At 61.4% G+C, this 18,243-nt stretch carries 15 protein-coding genes; 6 read left to right on the top strand and 9 right to left on the bottom strand.

Translation table 11 applies throughout. The annotated features are described in order from the left end of the window. Positions 1-41: 41 nt before the first annotated feature. From BLU24_RS22150 to pcaC, 3 genes are read left to right on the top strand one after another with little or no spacing between them, the layout of a single operon-like run. On the top strand, positions 42-1,406 hold the full coding sequence (locus tag BLU24_RS22150) for a 3-carboxy-cis,cis-muconate cycloisomerase (RefSeq protein ID WP_093103937.1): 1,365 nt from the start codon (positions 42-44) through the stop codon (positions 1,404-1,406). A gap of 11 nt (positions 1,407-1,417) precedes the next feature. Then, positions 1,418-2,209, top strand: coding sequence for a 3-oxoadipate enol-lactonase (gene pcaD / locus BLU24_RS22145; protein ID WP_093103934.1), 792 nt, complete (start codon positions 1,418-1,420; stop codon positions 2,207-2,209). 11 nt (positions 2,210-2,220) lie between these two features. Then, on the top strand, positions 2,221-2,613 hold the full coding sequence (gene pcaC / locus BLU24_RS22140; RefSeq protein WP_093103932.1) for a 4-carboxymuconolactone decarboxylase: 393 nt from the start codon (positions 2,221-2,223) through the stop codon (positions 2,611-2,613). A 713-nt stretch (positions 2,614-3,326) separates the two neighbouring features. Here the strand turns inward: pcaC and BLU24_RS22135 are convergent. The 4 genes from BLU24_RS22135 to emhA all read right to left on the bottom strand — a co-directional run bounded on the left by BLU24_RS22135 (position 3,327) and on the right by emhA (position 10,773). Then, on the bottom strand, positions 3,327-4,586 hold the full coding sequence (locus BLU24_RS22135) for an OprD family porin (protein ID WP_093103929.1): 1,260 nt from the start codon (positions 4,584-4,586) through the stop codon (positions 3,327-3,329). 419 nt (positions 4,587-5,005) lie between these two features. Beyond that, a complete protein-coding gene (emhC, locus tag BLU24_RS22130) occupies positions 5,006-6,466 on the bottom strand; it encodes an efflux RND transporter outer membrane subunit EmhC (RefSeq protein WP_093103926.1) in 1,461 nt (486 codons plus the stop codon). Further along, positions 6,463-9,612, bottom strand: coding sequence for an efflux RND transporter permease subunit EmhB (gene emhB / locus BLU24_RS22125; protein WP_093103923.1), 3,150 nt, complete (start codon positions 9,610-9,612; stop codon positions 6,463-6,465). Before emhB ends, emhC begins: the two co-directional genes overlap by 4 nt. Positions 9,613-9,615: 3 nt before the next feature. Continuing rightward, positions 9,616-10,773 (bottom strand): efflux RND transporter periplasmic adaptor subunit EmhA, encoded by a 1,158-nt coding sequence (emhA, locus tag BLU24_RS22120; RefSeq protein WP_090282155.1) that lies wholly within the window; start codon positions 10,771-10,773, stop codon positions 9,616-9,618. 266 nt (positions 10,774-11,039) lie between these two features. Between emhA and emhR the strand changes: the two genes are divergently transcribed. Beyond that, positions 11,040-11,672 (top strand): efflux system transcriptional repressor EmhR, encoded by a 633-nt coding sequence (gene emhR, locus BLU24_RS22115; RefSeq protein WP_090282156.1) that lies wholly within the window; start codon positions 11,040-11,042, stop codon positions 11,670-11,672. A 381-nt stretch (positions 11,673-12,053) separates the two neighbouring features. On the opposite strand, the gene BLU24_RS22110 is transcribed toward emhR, so the two are convergent. From BLU24_RS22110 to BLU24_RS22100, 3 genes are read right to left on the bottom strand one after another with little or no spacing between them, the layout of a single operon-like run. Further along, positions 12,054-13,103, bottom strand: coding sequence for an alkene reductase (locus BLU24_RS22110; RefSeq protein WP_093103920.1), 1,050 nt, complete (start codon positions 13,101-13,103; stop codon positions 12,054-12,056). Positions 13,104-13,135: 32 nt separating this feature from the next. After that, the gene (locus tag BLU24_RS22105) at positions 13,136-14,302 is read right to left on the bottom strand and encodes an MFS transporter (protein ID WP_093103917.1); all 1,167 of its coding nucleotides are present in this window, start codon (positions 14,300-14,302) and stop codon (positions 13,136-13,138) included. Between the two features lie 33 nt (positions 14,303-14,335). Next, positions 14,336-14,638 carry an ArsR/SmtB family transcription factor gene (locus BLU24_RS22100; protein ID WP_007917068.1) on the bottom strand — a complete coding sequence of 101 codons (303 nt, stop codon included), beginning with the start codon at positions 14,636-14,638 and terminating at the stop codon, positions 14,336-14,338. Positions 14,639-14,805: 167 nt separating this feature from the next. Between BLU24_RS22100 and BLU24_RS22095 the strand changes: the two genes are divergently transcribed. Then, on the top strand, positions 14,806-15,384 hold the full coding sequence (locus tag BLU24_RS22095) for an acyl carrier protein phosphodiesterase (protein ID WP_093103914.1): 579 nt from the start codon (positions 14,806-14,808) through the stop codon (positions 15,382-15,384). Positions 15,385-15,508: 124 nt separating this feature from the next. Here BLU24_RS22095 and BLU24_RS22090 read toward each other — a convergent pair whose 3' ends face one another. Then, positions 15,509-16,300: a lysophospholipid acyltransferase family protein gene (locus tag BLU24_RS22090; protein ID WP_093103911.1), complete on the bottom strand. Its 792-nt coding sequence runs from the start codon at positions 16,298-16,300 to the stop codon at positions 15,509-15,511. Beyond that, positions 16,300-17,055 carry an L-ornithine N(alpha)-acyltransferase gene (gene olsB / locus BLU24_RS22085; protein WP_071174633.1) on the bottom strand — a complete coding sequence of 252 codons (756 nt, stop codon included), beginning with the start codon at positions 17,053-17,055 and terminating at the stop codon, positions 16,300-16,302. Before olsB ends, BLU24_RS22090 begins: the two co-directional genes overlap by 1 nt. Before the next feature lie 153 nt (positions 17,056-17,208). Here olsB and BLU24_RS22080 point away from each other — a divergent pair, with 153 nt between their 5' ends. Further along, positions 17,209-18,087 (top strand): acyl-CoA dehydrogenase family protein, encoded by an 879-nt coding sequence (locus BLU24_RS22080; RefSeq protein WP_093103908.1) that lies wholly within the window; start codon positions 17,209-17,211, stop codon positions 18,085-18,087. The last annotated feature ends 156 nt before the right edge of the window (positions 18,088-18,243 follow it).

Genomic DNA, 18,243 nt, shown 5'->3' with positions numbered 1-18,243 from the left:
AAATGCGCGGGCCGCCATGGCCCGCGCCGGCAAGGACTTTTATGACTCAGCGACCGGGCAATCAATTGTTCGATGCCTATTTCACTGCCCGCAATATGCGTGAGGTGTTCTGCGATCAGGGCCGGGTGCAGGCGATGCTCGATTTCGAGGCCGCGCTGGCCCGGGCCGAGGCGCGCGTCGGACTGGTTCCGGCGTCTGCCGTGGCACCGATTGCGGCGGCATGCGATGCGCGGCTGTATGACTTCGCCGCACTCGGCGAGGCGATTGCCACGGCTGGCAATTCGGCGATTCCGCTGGTCAAGGCGTTGGGCAAGCAGATTGCCGCGACAGACGCCGAAGCCGAGCGCTACGTGCATCTGGGCGCGACCAGTCAGGACGTGATGGATTCCGGGCTGGTCCTGCAACTGCGTCAGGCGCTGCTGCTGATCGAAAACGAACTGGCGCAACTGGCCGATTCGCTCGCCGTTCAAGCCCAACGGTTTGCCACGACGCCGCTGGCCGGGCGCACCTGGCTGCAGCACGCGACGCCGGTGACCCTCGGCATGAAAATCGCTGGCTGGCTCGGCGCGGTGACGCGCAGTCGTCAACGTCTGCAAGAATTGAAACCGCGCTTGCTGGTCCTGCAATTTGGCGGTGCGTCGGGGACACTGGCGGCGCTGGGGCAACACGCTCTGCCAATCGCCGAAGCCCTGGCCGAAGAGCTGCAACTGCGCCTGCCAGAACAACCGTGGCACACCCAACGTGATCGCATCGTCGAGTTCGGCGCTGTGCTGGGATTGATCGCCGGTAGCCTCGGCAAATTCGGCCGCGACATCAGCCTGTTGATGCAGACCGAGGCCGCTGAGGTCTTCGAACCCGCAGCGCCGGGCAAGGGCGGTTCGTCGACCATGCCGCACAAGCGCAATCCGGTCGGCGCGGCGGTGCTGATCGGTGCAGCGACGCGGGTGCCGGGGCTGGTCTCGACATTGTTCAGCGCCATGCCCCAGGAACACGAACGCAGCCTCGGTTTGTGGCATGCCGAATGGGAAACCCTGCCGGAGATCTGCTGCCTGGTGTCCGGTTCGCTGCAACAGGCACGCTTGCTCGCTGACGGCCTGGAAGTCGATGCCGAGCGCATGGGCCGCAACCTCGAATTGACTCAGGGGCTGGTGCTGGCCGAAGCGGTGAGCATCGTGCTTGCGCAACGGGTCGGCCGCGATACGGCGCATCATCTGCTTGAACAATGCTGCAAGCGCGCGGTGGCCGAGCAACGGCATCTGCGCGCGGTGCTCGGTGACGAACCGCAGGTCACCGCCGAGCTGAGCGGTGCTGAACTCGATGATCTTCTCAATCCCGCGCATTATCTCGGTCAGGCCCACGTCTGGGTCGAGCGCGCGGTGGCCGAACACAACGCTTTGACTGTCTGAAGGAGAGGGCTGTGGCTTTCGTTCAACTCGCCGATGGCGAACTGCATTACCAGATTCAAGGGCCGGCGCAGGCGCCGGTGCTGGTGCTGTCCAACTCGCTGGGCACCGACCTGCACATGTGGGACGCGCAGATGCCGGCGTTCACCGAGCATTTTCGCGTGCTGCGTTTCGACACCCGCGGCCACGGTCAATCGCTGGTGACCGAAGGGCCGTACAGCATCGAGCAGCTCGGCCATGACGTGCTCGGGTTGCTGGATGCGCTGCACATCGAGCGTGCGCATTTCTGCGGTTTGTCGATGGGCGGGCTGATCGGTCAGTGGCTGGGGATCAATGCCGGGCATCGTTTGCATAAGCTGATCGTCTGCAACACGGCGGCGAAAATCGGTGATCCGTCGGTGTGGAATCCACGTATTGAAACCGTGCTGCGCAATGGCGCGGCGGCGATGGTCGCGCTGCGTGATGCGTCGATTGCGCGCTGGTTCACGCCTGACTTTTCCGCAGCGCATCCCGAGGCGGCGAAGAAGATTACCGACATGCTCGCCGCGACCAATCCACAAGGTTATGCGGCCAACTGCGCAGCGGTGCGCGATGCCGATTTCCGTGAACAACTGGCTTCGATCAACGTGCCGTTGCTGGTAATCGCCGGCAGCGAAGATGCGGTGACGCCGCCGTCCGGTGGGCATTTCATTCGCGACAACGTACGCGGTGCGCAGTACGCCGAGTTCTACGCGGCGCACCTGTCCAACGTGCAGGCTGGCGCTGATTTCAGTGATCGAGTTCTGGCGTTTCTGAACGCTCGATAAGGGGATTTTTCGTGGACGAGAAACAACGTTACGACGAAGGCATGCAGGTCCGCCGCGCGGTGTTGGGCGATGCCCATGTCGACCGCAGCCTGACCACGCTGACCGAGTTCAACGCCGAATTCCAGGAGATGATCACCCGCCACGCCTGGGGCGATATCTGGACACGCCCGGGCTTGCCACGCCACACCCGCAGCCTGATCACCATCGCCATGCTCATCGGCATGAACCGCGAAGGCGAACTGAAACTGCACCTGCGCGCCGCCGCCAATAACGGCGTGAGCCGCGGCGAGATCAAGGAAGTGATCATGCAGAGCGCGATTTACTGCGGAATACCGGCAGCGAATGCGACGTTTCATCTGGCCGAATCGGTGTGGGATGAACTTGGGGTTGAATCCCGGGAGTAATGACGTCTGAGCTGCCGCCATCGCTGGCAAGCCAGCTCCCACAGGTTTTATGTTGTGCGCAAGATTTTCTGTTCAATGAACATCCCTGTGGGAGCTGGCTTGCCAGCGATAGCGGTGCATCAGTGACGAAATTGGACTGACCTGACGCCATCGCCAGCAGGCTGGCTCCCACAGGGTTGAATGTTGGCCGCAGGCTATGGGTACAACGCAAAACCCTTGTAGGAGTGAGCCTGCTCGTGAAGCGGTGTGTCAGTCAAAGCTGATTCGACTGACCTGACGCCATCGCCAGCAGGCTGGCTCCCACAGGGTTGAATGTTGGCCGCAGGCTATGGGTACAACGCCAAACCCTTGTAGGAGTGAGCCTGCTCGCGAAGCGGTGTGTCAGTCAAAGCTGGTTCGACTGACCTGACGCCATCGCTGGCAAGCCGGCTCCCACAGGGTTGAATGTTGGCTGCAGGCTATGAGTACAACGCAAAACCCTTGTAGGAGTGAGCCTGCTCGCGAAGCGGTGTGTCAGTCAAAGCTCATTCGACTGGCCTGACGCCATCGCCAGCAGGCTGGCTCCCAAAGGGTTGAGTGTTGGCCGCAGGCTATGGGTACAACGCAAAACCCTTGTAGGAGTGAGCCTGCTCGTGAAGCGGTGTGTCAGTCAAAGCTCATTCGACTGGCCTGACGCCATCGCGAGCAGGCTCACTCCTACAATTGGATCGTGTTTACAGCAGGCTGATCGGGTAGCTGACGATCAAGCGGTTCTCATCGAACTCGTTGTTGCTGAAATCCCGGCGCATGGTCGAGTTGCGCCATCTGACGTTCAAATCCTTGAGTGTGCCGCTCTGCACGGTGTAGCCCAGTTCCGATTCGCGGCCCCATTCCTTGCCGTCGGTGATGGTGCCGGTGTGCACGTTGTCGCCGCTGATGTAGCGGTTCATCAGGGTCAGGCCGGGGATGCCGGCGGCGGCGAAGTTGTAGTCGTGACGCAACTGCCAGGAGCGTTCCTGGGCATTGTCGTAACTGGCGTTGTAGCTGTCGTTGGCCAGCGTCCCGCCGCTGGTGCCGTTGACCCGCATCCACGCGCTGTCGCCGGTGAGTTTCTGCAGGCCGACGTAGAAGGTGCTGCCGCCGTATTTGGCCGAGAACATCCCGTACCAGGTTTTGTTATCCAGATCACCGGCGCGAGCGCTGCCGTCCTCCTTGCCATAAAAGAAGCCGAGGTTGGCGCCAAGCGTCCAGTCGCCGAGCGGCTGGCTGTGCAGCACATTGAGGTACTGCTGGCTGTAGATGTCCTTGAGCTGGGCGTTCCACAAGCCGATCTGCGTGCGCTTGTCGTTGAACAGGTATTCGCCGCCCTGGAAGTTGAACCGGTCGGAAGTGAACGCGGCTTTGCCGGTCATCGACAGGTCGCTCATGCTGCTGTCATCACGTGGGCTGTTGGCGCGGAACTGGCCGCCATACAGAGTCAGGCCGTCGATTTCCTTTGAGGTGATCTGACCGCCGCGAAAGGTCTGTGGCAGCGAACGGCCGTCGTCCGAACGCAGGATCGGCAGCACCGGCATCCACTCGCCGACCTTCACTTCAGTCTGTGAAAACTTCGCTTTGAAAGCGACGTTGGTGCGGCCGAAATTATCGGCCGGGCGACCGTCGCGATCCAGCGGCAACAGTTGCGTGCCGCCAGTGCCTTTACCGCCATCGAGCTTGACCGAGTACAGACCCAGCACATCCATGCCGAAGCCGACGGTGCCTTGGGTGAAACCGGATTTGGCGTCGAGGATGAAACTTTGCGTCCACTCTTCAGCCTTGCCCTGGGCCTTGGTCGGGTTGGTGAAGTTGCGGTTGATGTAGAAATTGCGCAGGTTCAGGTTGACCTTGGCGCCTTCGACGAAACCGGCTTCTTCGGCTGCGGCGGGCAGGGCCGCGCCGGCCAGGGCCAAAGCGATCAGACCAGGAAGTGCGCAGGGCGCAGAGGAAGCTTTCATGGGCGTGGGTCTCTCTTGTTTTTTTGGGGCGAACGAGGGCGCTGGCGCCGGTTTTTCAAGGCGCAGACGGGAAACACATTGGAGGATGAAACGGATTGATCAGCCGGGCGGGGCAGGGCGCGGGAGCATGGTGTCGGACCTGATGTTATTGGTTTTGTTGAGTGAATGGTGCGGGGGGCGTGGGGCTGGATTCAATTGGTTAAAGCGGGTTTTGGGCGATTATCGAACGCAAGATTCAGCCAGAATTTGTAGCGTATATCAGGGCCTCATCGCGAGCAGGCTCACTCCTACAGGGGGAACGCATTTCAAATGTAGGAGTGAGCCTGCTCGCGATAACGTCAGCCCAGACAACATCAACTTCTCTGCAGGCAACAAAAAGCCCACCAACCGGTGGGCTCCTTGTGTTCAGCGGATGATGATCAGAACAGCTTCATCTTCGGTGCTTCTTCTTTCAGCGGTTCGTTCTGCGCGGTCTGCGCATTCCAGCCGCCACCCAGGGCCTTGTACAGGTTGACCGCACTGGTCAGCTGCGCAAGGCGGTCGGTGATCAGCGCCTGTTGCGCGCTGAACAACTGACGCTGGGCGTCGAGGAAGGTCAGGTTGCTGTCGACCCCGATGCGGTAGCGACGTTCGGCCAGGCGGTAGTAATCCTGGTTGGCCTGCACGAAGTCACGCTGCGCTTGCAACTGCTCGGTGTAGGTCTGGCGGGCGGCGAGGCCGTCGGCGACTTCCTGGAAGGCCGTTTGAATGGACTTCTCGTAGTTCGCCACGCCAATGTCCTTCTGGATCTTGGCGTAGTCGAGGCTGGCGCGCAGGCTGCCAGCGTTGAAGATCGGCAGGTTGATCTGCGGCTGGAACAGCCACGTTCCCGAACCGCCCTTGAACAGGCCGGACAGGTCCGGGCTCAGGCTGCCTGCGTTGGCGGTCAGGCTGATGCTCGGGAAGAACGCTGCACGCGCCGCGCCGATGTTGGCGTTGGCGGCCTTCAGGTTGTATTCGGCCTGAAGAATGTCCGGACGCCGCTGCAGCAGATCCGACGGCAGACCGGCCGGCACATCGCTGAGCAGGTCATCGGACAGCGGCTTGGCCGTCTGCAGATTGGCCGGAATACCGGTGCCAAGCAGCAGGGTCAGGCTGTTTTCATCCTGCGCGACCTGGCGGGTATAACGCGCCAGTTGTGCCCGGGCGTTTTCCACGGAAGTGCGTGACTGCGCCAGATCCAGCGCCGAGGCTACACCGACCTCGTTGCTGCGGCTGGTCAGCTTGTAGCTTTCTTCGAAGGCACCGAGGGTGTCCTGGGTCAGCTTGAGCAGTTCCTTGTCCGCTTGCCAGGTCAGGTAGGCATTGGCGACGTTGGCGACCAGACTGATCTGCGTGCTGCGCCGTGCTTCTTCGGTGGCGAAGTATTGTTGCAGCGCTTGCTCGCTCAGGCTGCGCACCCGACCGAACAGGTCGAGTTCGTAGGCGCTGATGCCGACCGTGGCCGAGTACGAGCTGGTGATACCGGCTTCACCGGTCTGCGAGGCACGGGCCGGCAGACGCTGGCGACTGCCGGCACCATTGGCCGACACCGCCGGGAACAGATCGGCGCGCTGGATGCGGTATTGAGCCGCGTACGCGTCGATGTTCAGCGCCGCGACACGCAGGTCGCGGTTGTTTTCCAGAGCTACCTGGATCAGCTGTTGCAGCGCCGGGTCATGGAAAAACTGCTTCCAGCCCTGCTCGGCAGCGGTCTGCGCCGGTGCCTGGGCCGGCGAATACGCCGGCCCCTGCGGGTACTGGCCTGCGACCGGAGCCTCAGGCTGCTGATAGTCAGGTATCAGCGAGCAACCGCTCAGCACGAAGGCGGCGACTGCGATGGAGAGTAGCGACTTGCTCATTGGCCAGCCTCTTTAGGAGTTTCAGGCGTTTCATCCGTGTCAGCGTTTTTGCGCTGGCCCATGGACGAAACCGTAACGAAGAACAGTGGGACCCAGAAGATCGCCAGGATCGTGGCCGTGAGCATACCGCCAATCACGCCCGTACCGATCGCATGCTGACTACCCGAGCCTGCGCCCGTGGAGATCGCCAACGGTACAACACCGAGGACGAAGGCCAGCGAGGTCATGATGATCGGTCGCAGACGCATGCGGCAGGCTTCGATCGCCGCGTCACGCAGGCTGCGCCCTTGCTCATGCAGTTCCTTGGCGAACTCGACGATCAGAATGGCGTTTTTAGCCGCCAGACCGATGGTCGTCAACAGGCCTACCTGGAAGTACACGTCGTTGGACAAACCGCGCAGGCTGGTGGCCAGCAGCGCACCGATGATCCCCAGCGGTACCACGAGCATAACGGCGATCGGAATCGACCAGCTCTCGTACAACGCCGCCAGACACAGGAACACCATCAGCAGCGACAGGGCGTACAGCGCTGGCGCCTGCGAGCCCGACAGACGTTCCTCGTAGGACAGACCCGTCCAGGAGATACCGACACCGGCCGGCAGCTTCTTGGCGATCGCTTCGACTTCGGCCATCGCTTCACCGGTGGAGTAACCCGGCGCCGGAGAACCGAGGATCTCCATCGCTTCCACACCGTTGTAACGCGCCAGTTTCGGCGAACCGTAAATCCACTCGCCCTTGGCGAATGCGGAGAACGGCACCATGGTCCCTGCGCTGTTGCGCACGTACCATTTCTTCAGGTCTTCAGGGCTCATGCGAGCACCGGCCTGACCTTGTACGTAAACCTTCTTCACACGACCACGGTCGATGAAGTCGTTGACGTAGCTACTACCGAAGGAGATCGACAGGGTGCTGTTGATGTCGGTGAGGCTCAAGCCAAGGGCCTGGGCTTTCTCGTCGTCGATTTCCAGGTGGTATTGCGGCTCGTCGTTCAAGCCGTTCGGACGCACCTGGTAAAGCACCTTGCTTTGCGCCGCCATACCGAGGAACTGGTTACGCGCTTCCATCAGCTTGTCGTGACCGATACCGGCGCGGTCTTGCAGGAACACGTCGAAACCGGTGGCGTTACCCAACTCCAATACCGCAGGCGGGGCGAAAGCGAACACCATGGCATCGCGGAAAGTGAAGAAGTGTTGCTGGGCACGTTGGGCCAGGGCAAACACGCTGTTGTCCGCGTTACGCTCATCCCACGGCTTGAGCATGATGAACGCCAGGCCAGAACTCTGACCGCGACCGGCGAAGTTGAAGCCGTTTACGGTGAACACCGAGGACACTGCGCCTGCTTCTTTATCCAGCAGGTAGCTGCGCATTTCATCGATCACCACCTGAGTACGCTCGGCGCTCGAACCGGCCGGGGTCTGGACCTGGGCGAACAGTACGCCCTGGTCTTCTTCCGGCAGGAACGCGGTCGGAATGCGTGTGAACAGCCAGATCATGCCGACGACGATCAGCAGGTAGGCCAGCAGATACGGGATCTTGCGCTGGAGCATGTTGCCGACACCGCGCTCGTAGCTTCTGACACCACTGTCGAACGTGCGGTTGAACCAGCCAAAGAAGCCTTTCTTCGGCGTGCCGTGCTCGCCTTTTGGAATCGCCTTGAGCATGGTCGCGCACAGGGCCGGGGTGAAGATCAACGCCACCAGCACCGACAGGGCCATGGCCGAGACGATGGTGATCGAGAATTGCTTGTAGATCACACCGGTAGAGCCGCTGAAGAACGCCATCGGCAGCAGTACCGCCGACAGTACCAGCGCGATACCGACCAGGGCGCCCTGAATCTGGCCCATGGATTTCTTGGTCGCTTCCTTCGGTGACAAGCCTTCTTCGCTCATCACCCGCTCGACGTTTTCCACCACGACGATGGCGTCGTCCACCAGCAAGCCGATCGCCAGCACCATACCGAACATGGTCAGGGTGTTGATGCTGAAACCGAACGCCGCGAGGATGCCGAACGTACCCAGCAATACCACCGGCACGGTCATCGTGGTGATGACGGTGGCGCGGAAGTTCTGCAGGAACAGGAACATCACCAAAAACACCAGCACGATCGCTTCGACCAGGGTTTCAACCACACCTTTGATCGACTCGGTCACCACTGGCGTGGTGTCGTACGGGAATACCACTTCCATGCCTTGCGGGAAGAACGGCTTGAGGTCGTCAATCGTCTTGCGCAGCGCCTTGGCGGTGTCGAGGGCGTTGGCACCGTTGGCCAGTTTTACCGCCAGACCAGAAGCCGGACTGCCGTTGAACTGCGCAGAAATGCTGGAGTTTTCACCGCCCAGACCGACGTCAGCGACGTCGCCGACACGCACTTGCGAGCCGTCCTGGTTGACCTTCAGCAGTATCGCCTTGAACTGCTCGGCAGTCTGCAGGCGGGTCTTGCCGATGATCGTTGCGTTCAGTTGCTGGCCAGGCAGCGCCGGCAAACCGCCGAGCTGACCGGACGACACCTGGACGTTCTGCGCCGAGATCGCCGTGCTGACATCGCCCGGGGTCAGGTTGTACTTGTTCAGCTTGGCCGGGTCGAGCCAGATGCGCATCGCGTACTGGGCACCGAAGACCTGGAAGTCACCGACACCGGCGGTCCGCGAGATCGGGTCTTGCATGTTCGACACGATGTAGTTGGACAAGTCGTCCTTGGTCATGCTGCCGTCACGCGAGACCACACCGATCACCAGCAAGAAGTTTTTCACTGCCTTGGTGACGCGGATACCTTGTTGCTGCACTTCCTGCGGCAACAGCGGGGTGGCCAGGTTCAGCTTGTTCTGGACCTGCACCTGCGCGGTGTCGGAGTTGGTGCCTTGCTCGAAGGTCGCGGTGATGGTCATGCTGCCGTCGGAGTTACTTTCCGAGGACACATAACGCAGGTTGTCGATACCGTTGAGCTGCTGCTCGATCACCTGGACCACGGTGTCCTGCACGGTTTGCGCCGAAGCGCCCGGGTAGGTCACGGAGATCGCAATGGCCGGTGGCGCAATGCTCGGGTATTGGTTGATCGGCAATTTCAGGATCGAAAGTGCCCCGACCAGCATGATCACCAAGGCAATTACCCAGGCGAAAATCGGACGGTCGATAAAGAATTTTGACATGGATTACTCCCCTTTGCCGCCGGCGGCTTTGTCAGCTGCCTGTGCGGGGGCCGGGTTCTTGGTGCCGACGTTGGTCGCTTCGGTCGGTTTGACCTCCACACCTGGTTTAACGTACTGCAGACCCTCGGTGATCAGACGATCGCCAGCCTTCAGGCCGTCTTCGATCAGCCACTGGCTGCCGACGGTGCGGCTGGCCTTGAGCTGACGCAGTTCGACCTTGTTGTCCGGGCCGACGACCAGTGCGGTCGGCGTGCCTTTGAGGTCGCGGGTCACGCCTTGCTGCGGCGCCAGAATGGCCGCGGCGTTGACACCGGCCTGCAACTGGGCGCGTACGAACATGCCAGGCAACAGGGTGTGATCCGGGTTCGGGAACACGGCGCGCAGGGTCACCGAGCCGGTGGTCGGGTCGACCGTCACTTCGGAGAACTCCAGCTTGCCGTCCAGCTTGTACTGGGTGCCGTCCTCGAGGGTCAGCTTCACAGCAGCGGCGTTGTCGCCGGACTTCTGCAGACGACCGCTTTCCAGCTCGCGGCGCAGTTGCAGCAGTTCGACCGACGACTGGGTCACGTCGACGTAGATCGGGTCCAGTTGCTGGATCGTCGCCATCGCATCGGCCTGGCCATTGCTGACCAGCGCACCTTCGGTGACCGCGGAACGACCGATCCGACCGGAGATCGGCGCGTAAACCTTGGTGTAGCGCACATTGATCTGCGCCGTCTGCAACGATGCTTCCGATTCCATGCGGTTGGCCACAGCGGTGTCGTATTCCTGACGGCTGACGGCCTGTTCATCGACCAGTTGCTTGTAGCGGTCGGAGATCGACTTGGTCGAACGCAGGTTGGCTTCGGCGCTTTTCAGGGTCGCTTCATAGACCGACGGATCGATCTGGTACAGCTGCTGGCCGGCTTTGACGTCGGCACCTTCCTTGAACAGGCGCTTGAGAATGATGCCGTTGACCTGTGGACGCACTTCGGCGATGCGGAACGCACTGGTGCGGCCCGGCAGTTCGGAAGTCAGGGTAAAGGCCTGGGGTTGCAGGGTGACGACGCCGACCTGAGGGGGCGGAGCGGCCGGAGCCGCTTCTTCCTTTTTACATCCGCTGAGCAGCGATGCCAGGGCGACGGCAGTGACCAGAGCGGTAACAGCTGGCTTGAATTGCATGAAGATCCTCGGGTCAGGCGCGCACAAAGCGCACAAGAAGTGTGAAAGGGTAAAAAATGCGTACCGGGTGGATAAGTAGCTTGCTAAGGAATATACTTACGTTCATGGTTGTTTGTAAATACCTTCGGCGCGTACCCACCCTGTTACAAAAGTCGTCGCAAGGTTCGAAATTGTAGGCTGGGGAGACGATTCACGAGAGATCGCCCCCTCTTTATTCAGCGGATATTCAGCCATCCCTGAAACATCCTGTTTGAGGTTTTACTGCCATGGTCCGTCGTACCAAAGAAGAAGCTCAGGAAACCCGCAGCCAGATTCTGGAAGCGGCCGAGAAAGCCTTCTATGAAAGGGGGGTTGCCCGCACGACCCTGGCGGACATCGCGACCCTGGCCGGCGTGACGCGCGGTGCCATCTACTGGCATTTCAGCAACAAGGCCGATCTGGTCCAGGCCATGCTCGACAGCCTGCACGAGCCGCTGGAAGAACTGGCCAAGGCCAGCGAAAGCGAGGACGAACCGGACCCACTGGGCTGCATGCGACAGTTGCTGATTCATTTGTTTCATCAAGTTGCGCTGGACCCGAAAACCCGGCGCATCAACGAAGTTCTGTTTCATAAGTGCGAATTCACCGATGAAATGTGCGATCTGCGCCAGCAGCGCCGGACGGCCAGTCTCGAATGCAACGTGCGCATCGGCCTGACCCTGCGTAATGCGGTGAATCGCGGCCAGTTGCCGGAAGATCTCGATACCGCCCGTGCGGCTGTCAGCATTCACGCCTATATCGACGGCTTGCTGTACGGCTGGCTGCTTGCGCCGGACAGCTTCGAACTGCACGCCGAGGCCGAGCGTTGGGTCGACACCGGGCTGGACATGCTGCGCCTGAGCCCCAGCCTGCGCAAATGAAACAAAATGCGTAATTGACACAGCTTATGTCAATTGGCCGGCCTTTATACAGGTTGGCAGCGGGGGGAGTTTATACGTAGCAAGCTGCGCATTTTGTAGGGAAATTGTGTCGCTCTTGTGAAATTTGGTTGCCCGTTTGCCCTCACCCTAGCCCTCTCCCGGAGGGAGAGGGAACTGACCGAGGTGAATGTTCGAATTGCGCCGACCTGAGATATCCAGTCGAACTGAACATTTGAAATCCCCACAAATCGGCTCCCTCTCCCTCCGGGAGAGGGCTGGGGTGAGGGGCTACGCACTCAGCTGCGCAATCACTCTCCAGCCGAACACAAAAAAGCCCCCAACTCTCACAAGTCGGGGGCTTCTTCATTTCTACACGACCGCTTACAACGTCGGATAATCGATATAGCCCACCGGCCCCTTGCCATAGAAGGTTTCAGGATGCGGCTCATTCAACGGCGCATCAGCCTTCAACCGCGCCGGCAGGTCCGGGTTGGCAATGAACGGCACGCCGAATGCCACCGCATCCGCCTTGCCAGCCGCCAGCCACTCGTTGGCGCTGTCCTTGGTGAATTTCTCGTTGGCGATGTACGGGCCGCCAAACGCTTCTTTCAGTCGAGGGCCAAGGCTGTCGGCGCCTTCTTTTTCACGCGAGCAGATGAACGCGATGCCACGCTTGCCCAGTTCCCGCGCGACGTAGGTGAAGGTTTCTGCCAGGTTGTCGTCGCCCATGTCGTGGGAGTCAGCGCGCGGCGCCAGGTGCACACCGACACGGCCGGCGCCCCAGACTTCGATCGCGGCGTCGGTCACTTCCAGCAGCAGACGTGCACGGTTTTCCAGCGAGCCACCGTACTGGTCGGTGCGCTGGTTGGTGCTGCTCTGCAGGAACTGGTCGAGCAGGTAGCCGTTGGCACCGTGGATTTCCACGCCGTCGAAACCGGCGGCTTTGGCGTTCTCGGCACCGGTGCGGTAGGCGTCGACGATGTCGGCGATTTCGGCGGTTTCCAGCGCACGCGGCGTCGGGTAATCGGCCAATGGACGCACCAGGCTGACGTGGCCTTTTGGTTGAATCGCGCTCGGCGCCACCGGCGCTTCACCGTTGAGGTAAGAAGGGTGAGAGATACGGCCGACGTGCCACAGTTGCAGGAAAATCTTGCCGCCGGCGCCGTGAATGGCTTTGGTCACGTTGGCCCAGCCACGTACCTGGTCGTTGGACCAGATGCCTGGGGTGTCCGGGTAGCCGACGCCCATCGGCGTCACCGAGGTGGCTTCGCTGAGGATCAGGCCGGCCGAGGCGCGCTGTACGTAGTACTCGGCCATCAGCGCATTCGGCACGCGGCCTTCGTCGGCGCGGCAGCGGGTCAACGGGGCCATGATGATGCGGTTGCTCAGCTCGACGTCGCCGAGTTTGATCGGGTCGAAAATAGTCGCCATGTCTACAAGCCTCTCTTAATTAAGGAAGTTGATCAGTTGGATGCAGCGGCCAGCTCGGCATTGCCGTTCTGGCGGAAAGTAATCAGGGTCACCAGCAGCGCCAGCACCGCCAGTGCGGCGGCGGCCAGCGGTACGCTGGTCAGGCCGTAACCGTGGGCGATCACCGTGCCACCGACCCAGGCGCCGAGGGCGTTGCCGACGTTGAACGCGCCGATGTTCAGAGTCGACACCAGGTTCGGTGCCGCCTTGCCGAAGGTCACCACGTTGACCTGCAGCGCAGGCACCGCGGCGAAACACGCGGTGGCCCAGAGGAACAGGGTGATTTCGCTCGGGATCAGCGCCACGCTGGTCCAGCTCAGCACCGTGGAGATCACGGCCATGGCGATGAACACGCCGATCAGCGTGGCGGCCATGCCTTTGTCGGCCAGTTTGCCGCCGATGATGTTGCCGACGGTCAGACCGAGGCCGATCAGCATCAGCGTCCAGGTCACGCCACGGGGCGAGACGCCGGTGACTTCGCCGAGCAGCGGCGCCACGTAGGTGAACAGGGTGAAGACCGAGGCGGCGAACAGCGCGGTCATGCTCAGCGACAGCCAGATACCGGCGCCTTTGAGAGCCGCGAGTTCGGCGCGCATGTCGAGTTTTTCTTCGTCACGCTTGGCCGGCAGGAAGCGGATCAGACCGATCAGTGCAATCACGCCGATCACGGTCACCGCCCAGAAGGTCGAGCGCCAGCCCGCGTGCTGGCCCAGCGCCGTACCGAGCGGCACGCCGAGCACGTTGGCCAGGGTCAGGCCGGTAAACATCAGCGCTACGGCGGAAGCACGTTTGTTCGGCGCGACCAGATTGGCCGCCACCACCGAGCCGATGCCGAAGAACGCGCCGTGGCACAGCGCGGTGATCACGCGGGCGAACATCAGCACGTTGTAATCACTGGCGATGGCGCAAAGCAGATTGCCGACGATGAAGATGCCCATCAGTGCGACCAGTGCCGCCTTGCGTGGCAGTTTCGCCGTGGCCATCGCCATGAAGGGGGCGCCGATGGCCACACCGAGGGCGTAACCGGTCACCAGCCAGCCAGCGCCGGGAATCGACACACCGAGATCGGCCGCGACATCGGGCAACAGGCCCATGATGACGAACTCAGTGGTGCCGATGGCGAAGGCGCTCAAGGCGAGGATGAGAAGCGAAAGGGGCATGCGGGTTTCCTTGCGGCTGACTGACGTCAAGGGTCAGAGCTCTTTACTGAGGGTGCTGAGGAACGCCTGGATCACGTCCTCGTTACGTTTGAAAAAGTGCCATTGACCGGCCTTCTGGCTGCTGATCAGACCGGCGCGTTGCAACGTCGCCAGATGCGCAGAGACCGTCGACTGCGACAGGCCGCAACGCTGATCGATCTGCCCGGCGCAGATGCCGTACTCGTGGTTGTGCAACTGCTCGGGGAATTCGTTCTTGGGGTCTTTCAGCCAGTTGAGGATGTCTCGTCGTACTGGGTGCGCCAGGGCTTTTATTATTTCGTCGAGGTCGAGGTTCATGGCAGGGCTCGTGTTGGCAGTGGCGATATATCGCAATGAGGCGAACTTTAAATCGTTGGATCGCGATATACCAATATGAATTGGTTCTGATCAGCGCATGAATCGCTATATCGGGTTATAACGATATAGAGCTGCCGGCTCGCCTGGCGCAGTGCTAAGCTGCGCCCATGAACTATCTCGCACATTTGCATCTGGGCGGTCAGCGCCCCGGCCAGTTACTCGGCAGCCTCTACGGCGATTTCGTCAAAGGTCGGTTGCAGGGGCAGTTTGCGCCGGAGGTCGAAGCAGCCATTCAACTGCATCGCCGCATTGACGTATTCACAGATCGCCATCCGCTGGTGGACATCGCCTTGGGCCGCTTCACCGAAACCCGCCGGCGTTATGCCGGAATCGTCCTTGATGTGTTTTTCGATCATTGCCTGGCGCGGGACTGGTCGTTGTATGCCGAGCAACCGCTGGAGGTGTTTACGGCTGGCGTTTACCGGGTGCTTTCCAGTGAGCAGCAATTGCCGGAGCGTTTGGCAAAGATCGCGCCGCACATGGTTGCCAATGATTGGCTGGGGTCGTATCAGCAGTTCGAAGTACTGGAGCAGGTGCTGCGCGGAATTTCGCGGCGGCTGACCCGGCCGGAGGAACTGGCGGGGGCGATGGAGGAGTTGCGGCGGTTGTATGAACCGTTGAGTGAAGACTTCAGTCTCTTTTACCCACAACTGCAGGACTTTGCACTGCAAACACATACCACCTGAATCCCTGTGGGAGCTGGCTTGCCAGCGATAGCGTCGGCACATTCAACTTTGATGTTGATTGACCCACCGCTATCGCGGGCAAGCCCGCTCCCACAGGGGGCAAGGTGAATGGCGGAAATGTGTTTCAGGCAGCGATTGCCGGGCGCATTGGGGATTGTCGGGTCTCAGGAATCGAGCCAAACAACGCCTTCTGCACCGCCTGCTGCGCTTCGAACGCCAGTGCCGCGCGCTCGCGGCCTTCACAGGCAATCGGTTGGAGCAAATGCACTTCGACATCGCCGCAGTCATTGCTGAACAGGCGCATCAGGTGCGAGAGCAAATCGTCGTCGCCAATGAACGGCGCCAAGGTATCGACTTCGCCATGGCGCAGATAACGAATCGCCACCGGTTGCAGCATCACTTCGGAATCAATCGCCGCCGCCAGCAAGCGGCCATGAAACGTGCGCAGTGAACGCCCGTCAGTGGTGGTGCCTTCGGGGAACATCAGCAGGGCGTGCTCGCTTTGCAAGTGACGGGTCATCTGCTTGCGGATCAACTGGCTGTCGCCCGAGCCGCGGCGGATGAACAGGCTGCCGGCCTTGGCCGCGAGCCAGCCGGCTACCGGCCAGGTGCGCACTTCGGCCTTGGACAGGAACGACAGCGGCGTGAGCATGCCCAGCAGCGGGATGTCGGTCCAGGACACATGATTGCTGACCCACAGCATCGGCTGTTTCGGCAGCTCGCCATGTACGCTCACGCGAAAGGGCAGGGCGTTGCTCAGGCGCGCCATGAAAAAGCGCGACCAGCGCTGGCGCCGCTCCATCGAATGCGCCAGGCCAATGCGCTCGAACACCCCGAACACGCTGGCCATGCTCAGGCCCAGCGAGACCACCAGCAGCACCCGCGCGATTCGCGCGTACACCCGCAACCGGCTCATCACACGGCCGCCTTGAAGTGTTTGGCGTAGCGCGGGCAGAGTTCGTCGCGCTTGAGCAGGATGAACACGTCGGCGACCTGGAAATCTTCGTCCCAGCACGGCTCGCCGCAAATCTTCGCGCCCAGGCGCATGTAGGCCTTGAGCAGCGGCGGCATTTCGGCGATCACATTGGAAGGGATATCCAGCGTTGGCAGCGGTTTTTTCGGCTCGGCGCGCAAGTGTTCGGTGCACAGATAACGTTCGCGCAGGCGCTGCATGATCGCATGGGCCTGAATGCCGCCGTCCTGCATCGGAATGCTCGCGCAACCCATCAGGTAGCTGTAGCCGCCCTGATTCAGCACTTCGGCCAGTTCGCCCCAGAGCACAGCGATGGTCCCGCCGTTGCGGTAGGCCGGATCGACGCAAGTGCGGCCGATTTCCAGGATCGGGCCTTGCAGGTGCGCAAGGCCATGCAGGCTGAATTCTTCTTCGCTGTAAAACTTGCCCAGGCTGCTGGCAGCGGTGTGATCGAGCAAACGGGTCGTCGCCACCAGGCGCCCGGTGTTCAGGTCACGCACGCCGATGTGGCTGCAGTGAACATCATAGTCATCCATGTCCAGACCCAGTTCCGCGCCTTTGAGTTTGGCGTTGAACTCGCCGCTGAAAACGGCGAAGCGCAGGGCCTGGGCTTGCTGCAAGGCTTCGGCGCCGATCAGGCGTTCGGCTTGCAGGCGGCGTTCATTGCCGGTGTCGCTGATGCGGGCGATTTGCGTCATGTGAATCTCCGTACGGGCCTTGAACCCGTCATGGGTTGCAGCCGATCGACTTTCTTTATGCAGCCGTGTTGTGCAAAGTCAGGCTATGTAGCCCCGGTGTCATCGCCATGAACGTTCGGTGATGCTTATATGACAGCCCAGAAGGAGCCGCCCGTGCCCTGGTCAGATCTGTTGCAACGTAGTGAGCGCTTGCCCGTCGGCGCCGACCTCGCAGAGGGTTTCGCGACGCTGTTGCAAACGCTGGGCACTGTCTCGCCATTCGAACTGGCAGTCGCCGGCGGGCGGCGCATGGCCACGCCGGGGCTGGCCTTTCTCGTCGGCTATCAGGCGGCGTTGCGCATGCTCTGGCCGAGCGCGCCATTGAGCCTCGGCGCGTTGTGCGCCACCGAACAGCGCAGCCTGCGCCCGGCGGATATGCAAACGCGCCTGCACGGCTTGCGCCTGAGCGGGCGCAAGGATTTCGTCACGGCAGGCGATGCGGCGGACTGGCTGCTGGTGGCCGCGCGCAGCGAATCAGACGGCGAAACACCGCGACTGACGTTGGCAGTGGTCTATCCCGGTGAGCCCGGCGTGACCGTGGAAACACTGCCGGCGCTGCCGTTGCTGCCGGACATCAGCCACGGTCGTCTGCGTCTGGATGGCGCGTTGTGCGAATTACTCGCCGGCGATGGCTGGGATGCGTACGTCAAACCCTTTCGCACCCTTGAAGACGTGTACGTGCTGAGCGCGATGACTGCGTGGCTTTACGGCGTCGGCCAGGACAGTGACTGGCCGCAGACCCTGCAATTACGTTTGCTGGCGCTGTTGGCCGGGTGTGCCGAAGCGAGCCGGCAAGCGCCGGATAATCTGGCCGGGCATGTGTTGCTGGGTGGGTTGTTTGCGCAGTTCGAGGCGCTGGCGGGGGAGGTGGATCAAGCGTTGGCCGCAGGCCCGGTGGCGTGGGCGCAGATGTGGCAGCGGGACAAGGCCGTGATGCAATTGGCGGCGGGGGCGAGGGGCAAGCGGTTGGCCAAGGCTTTGGCGGCGAATTAAAAGGCCTCATCGCGAGCAGGCTCACTCCTGCAGGGGACCGTGATTCTTCAATTGGAATGCGATCAAACTGTAGGAGTGAGCCTGCTCGCGATAGCAATTCACGAAACGCCACCGCCCTGTCATAAACCCCGACTAGTCTCAGCAGGTTCATTTCCC

Origin of the sequence: Pseudomonas sp. Z003-0.4C(8344-21), from assembly GCF_900104975.1 — a bacterium.
GTDB lineage: Bacteria > Pseudomonadota > Gammaproteobacteria > Pseudomonadales > Pseudomonadaceae > Aquipseudomonas > Aquipseudomonas granadensis.
This window is presented reverse-complemented; position numbering and strand designations above follow the sequence as displayed.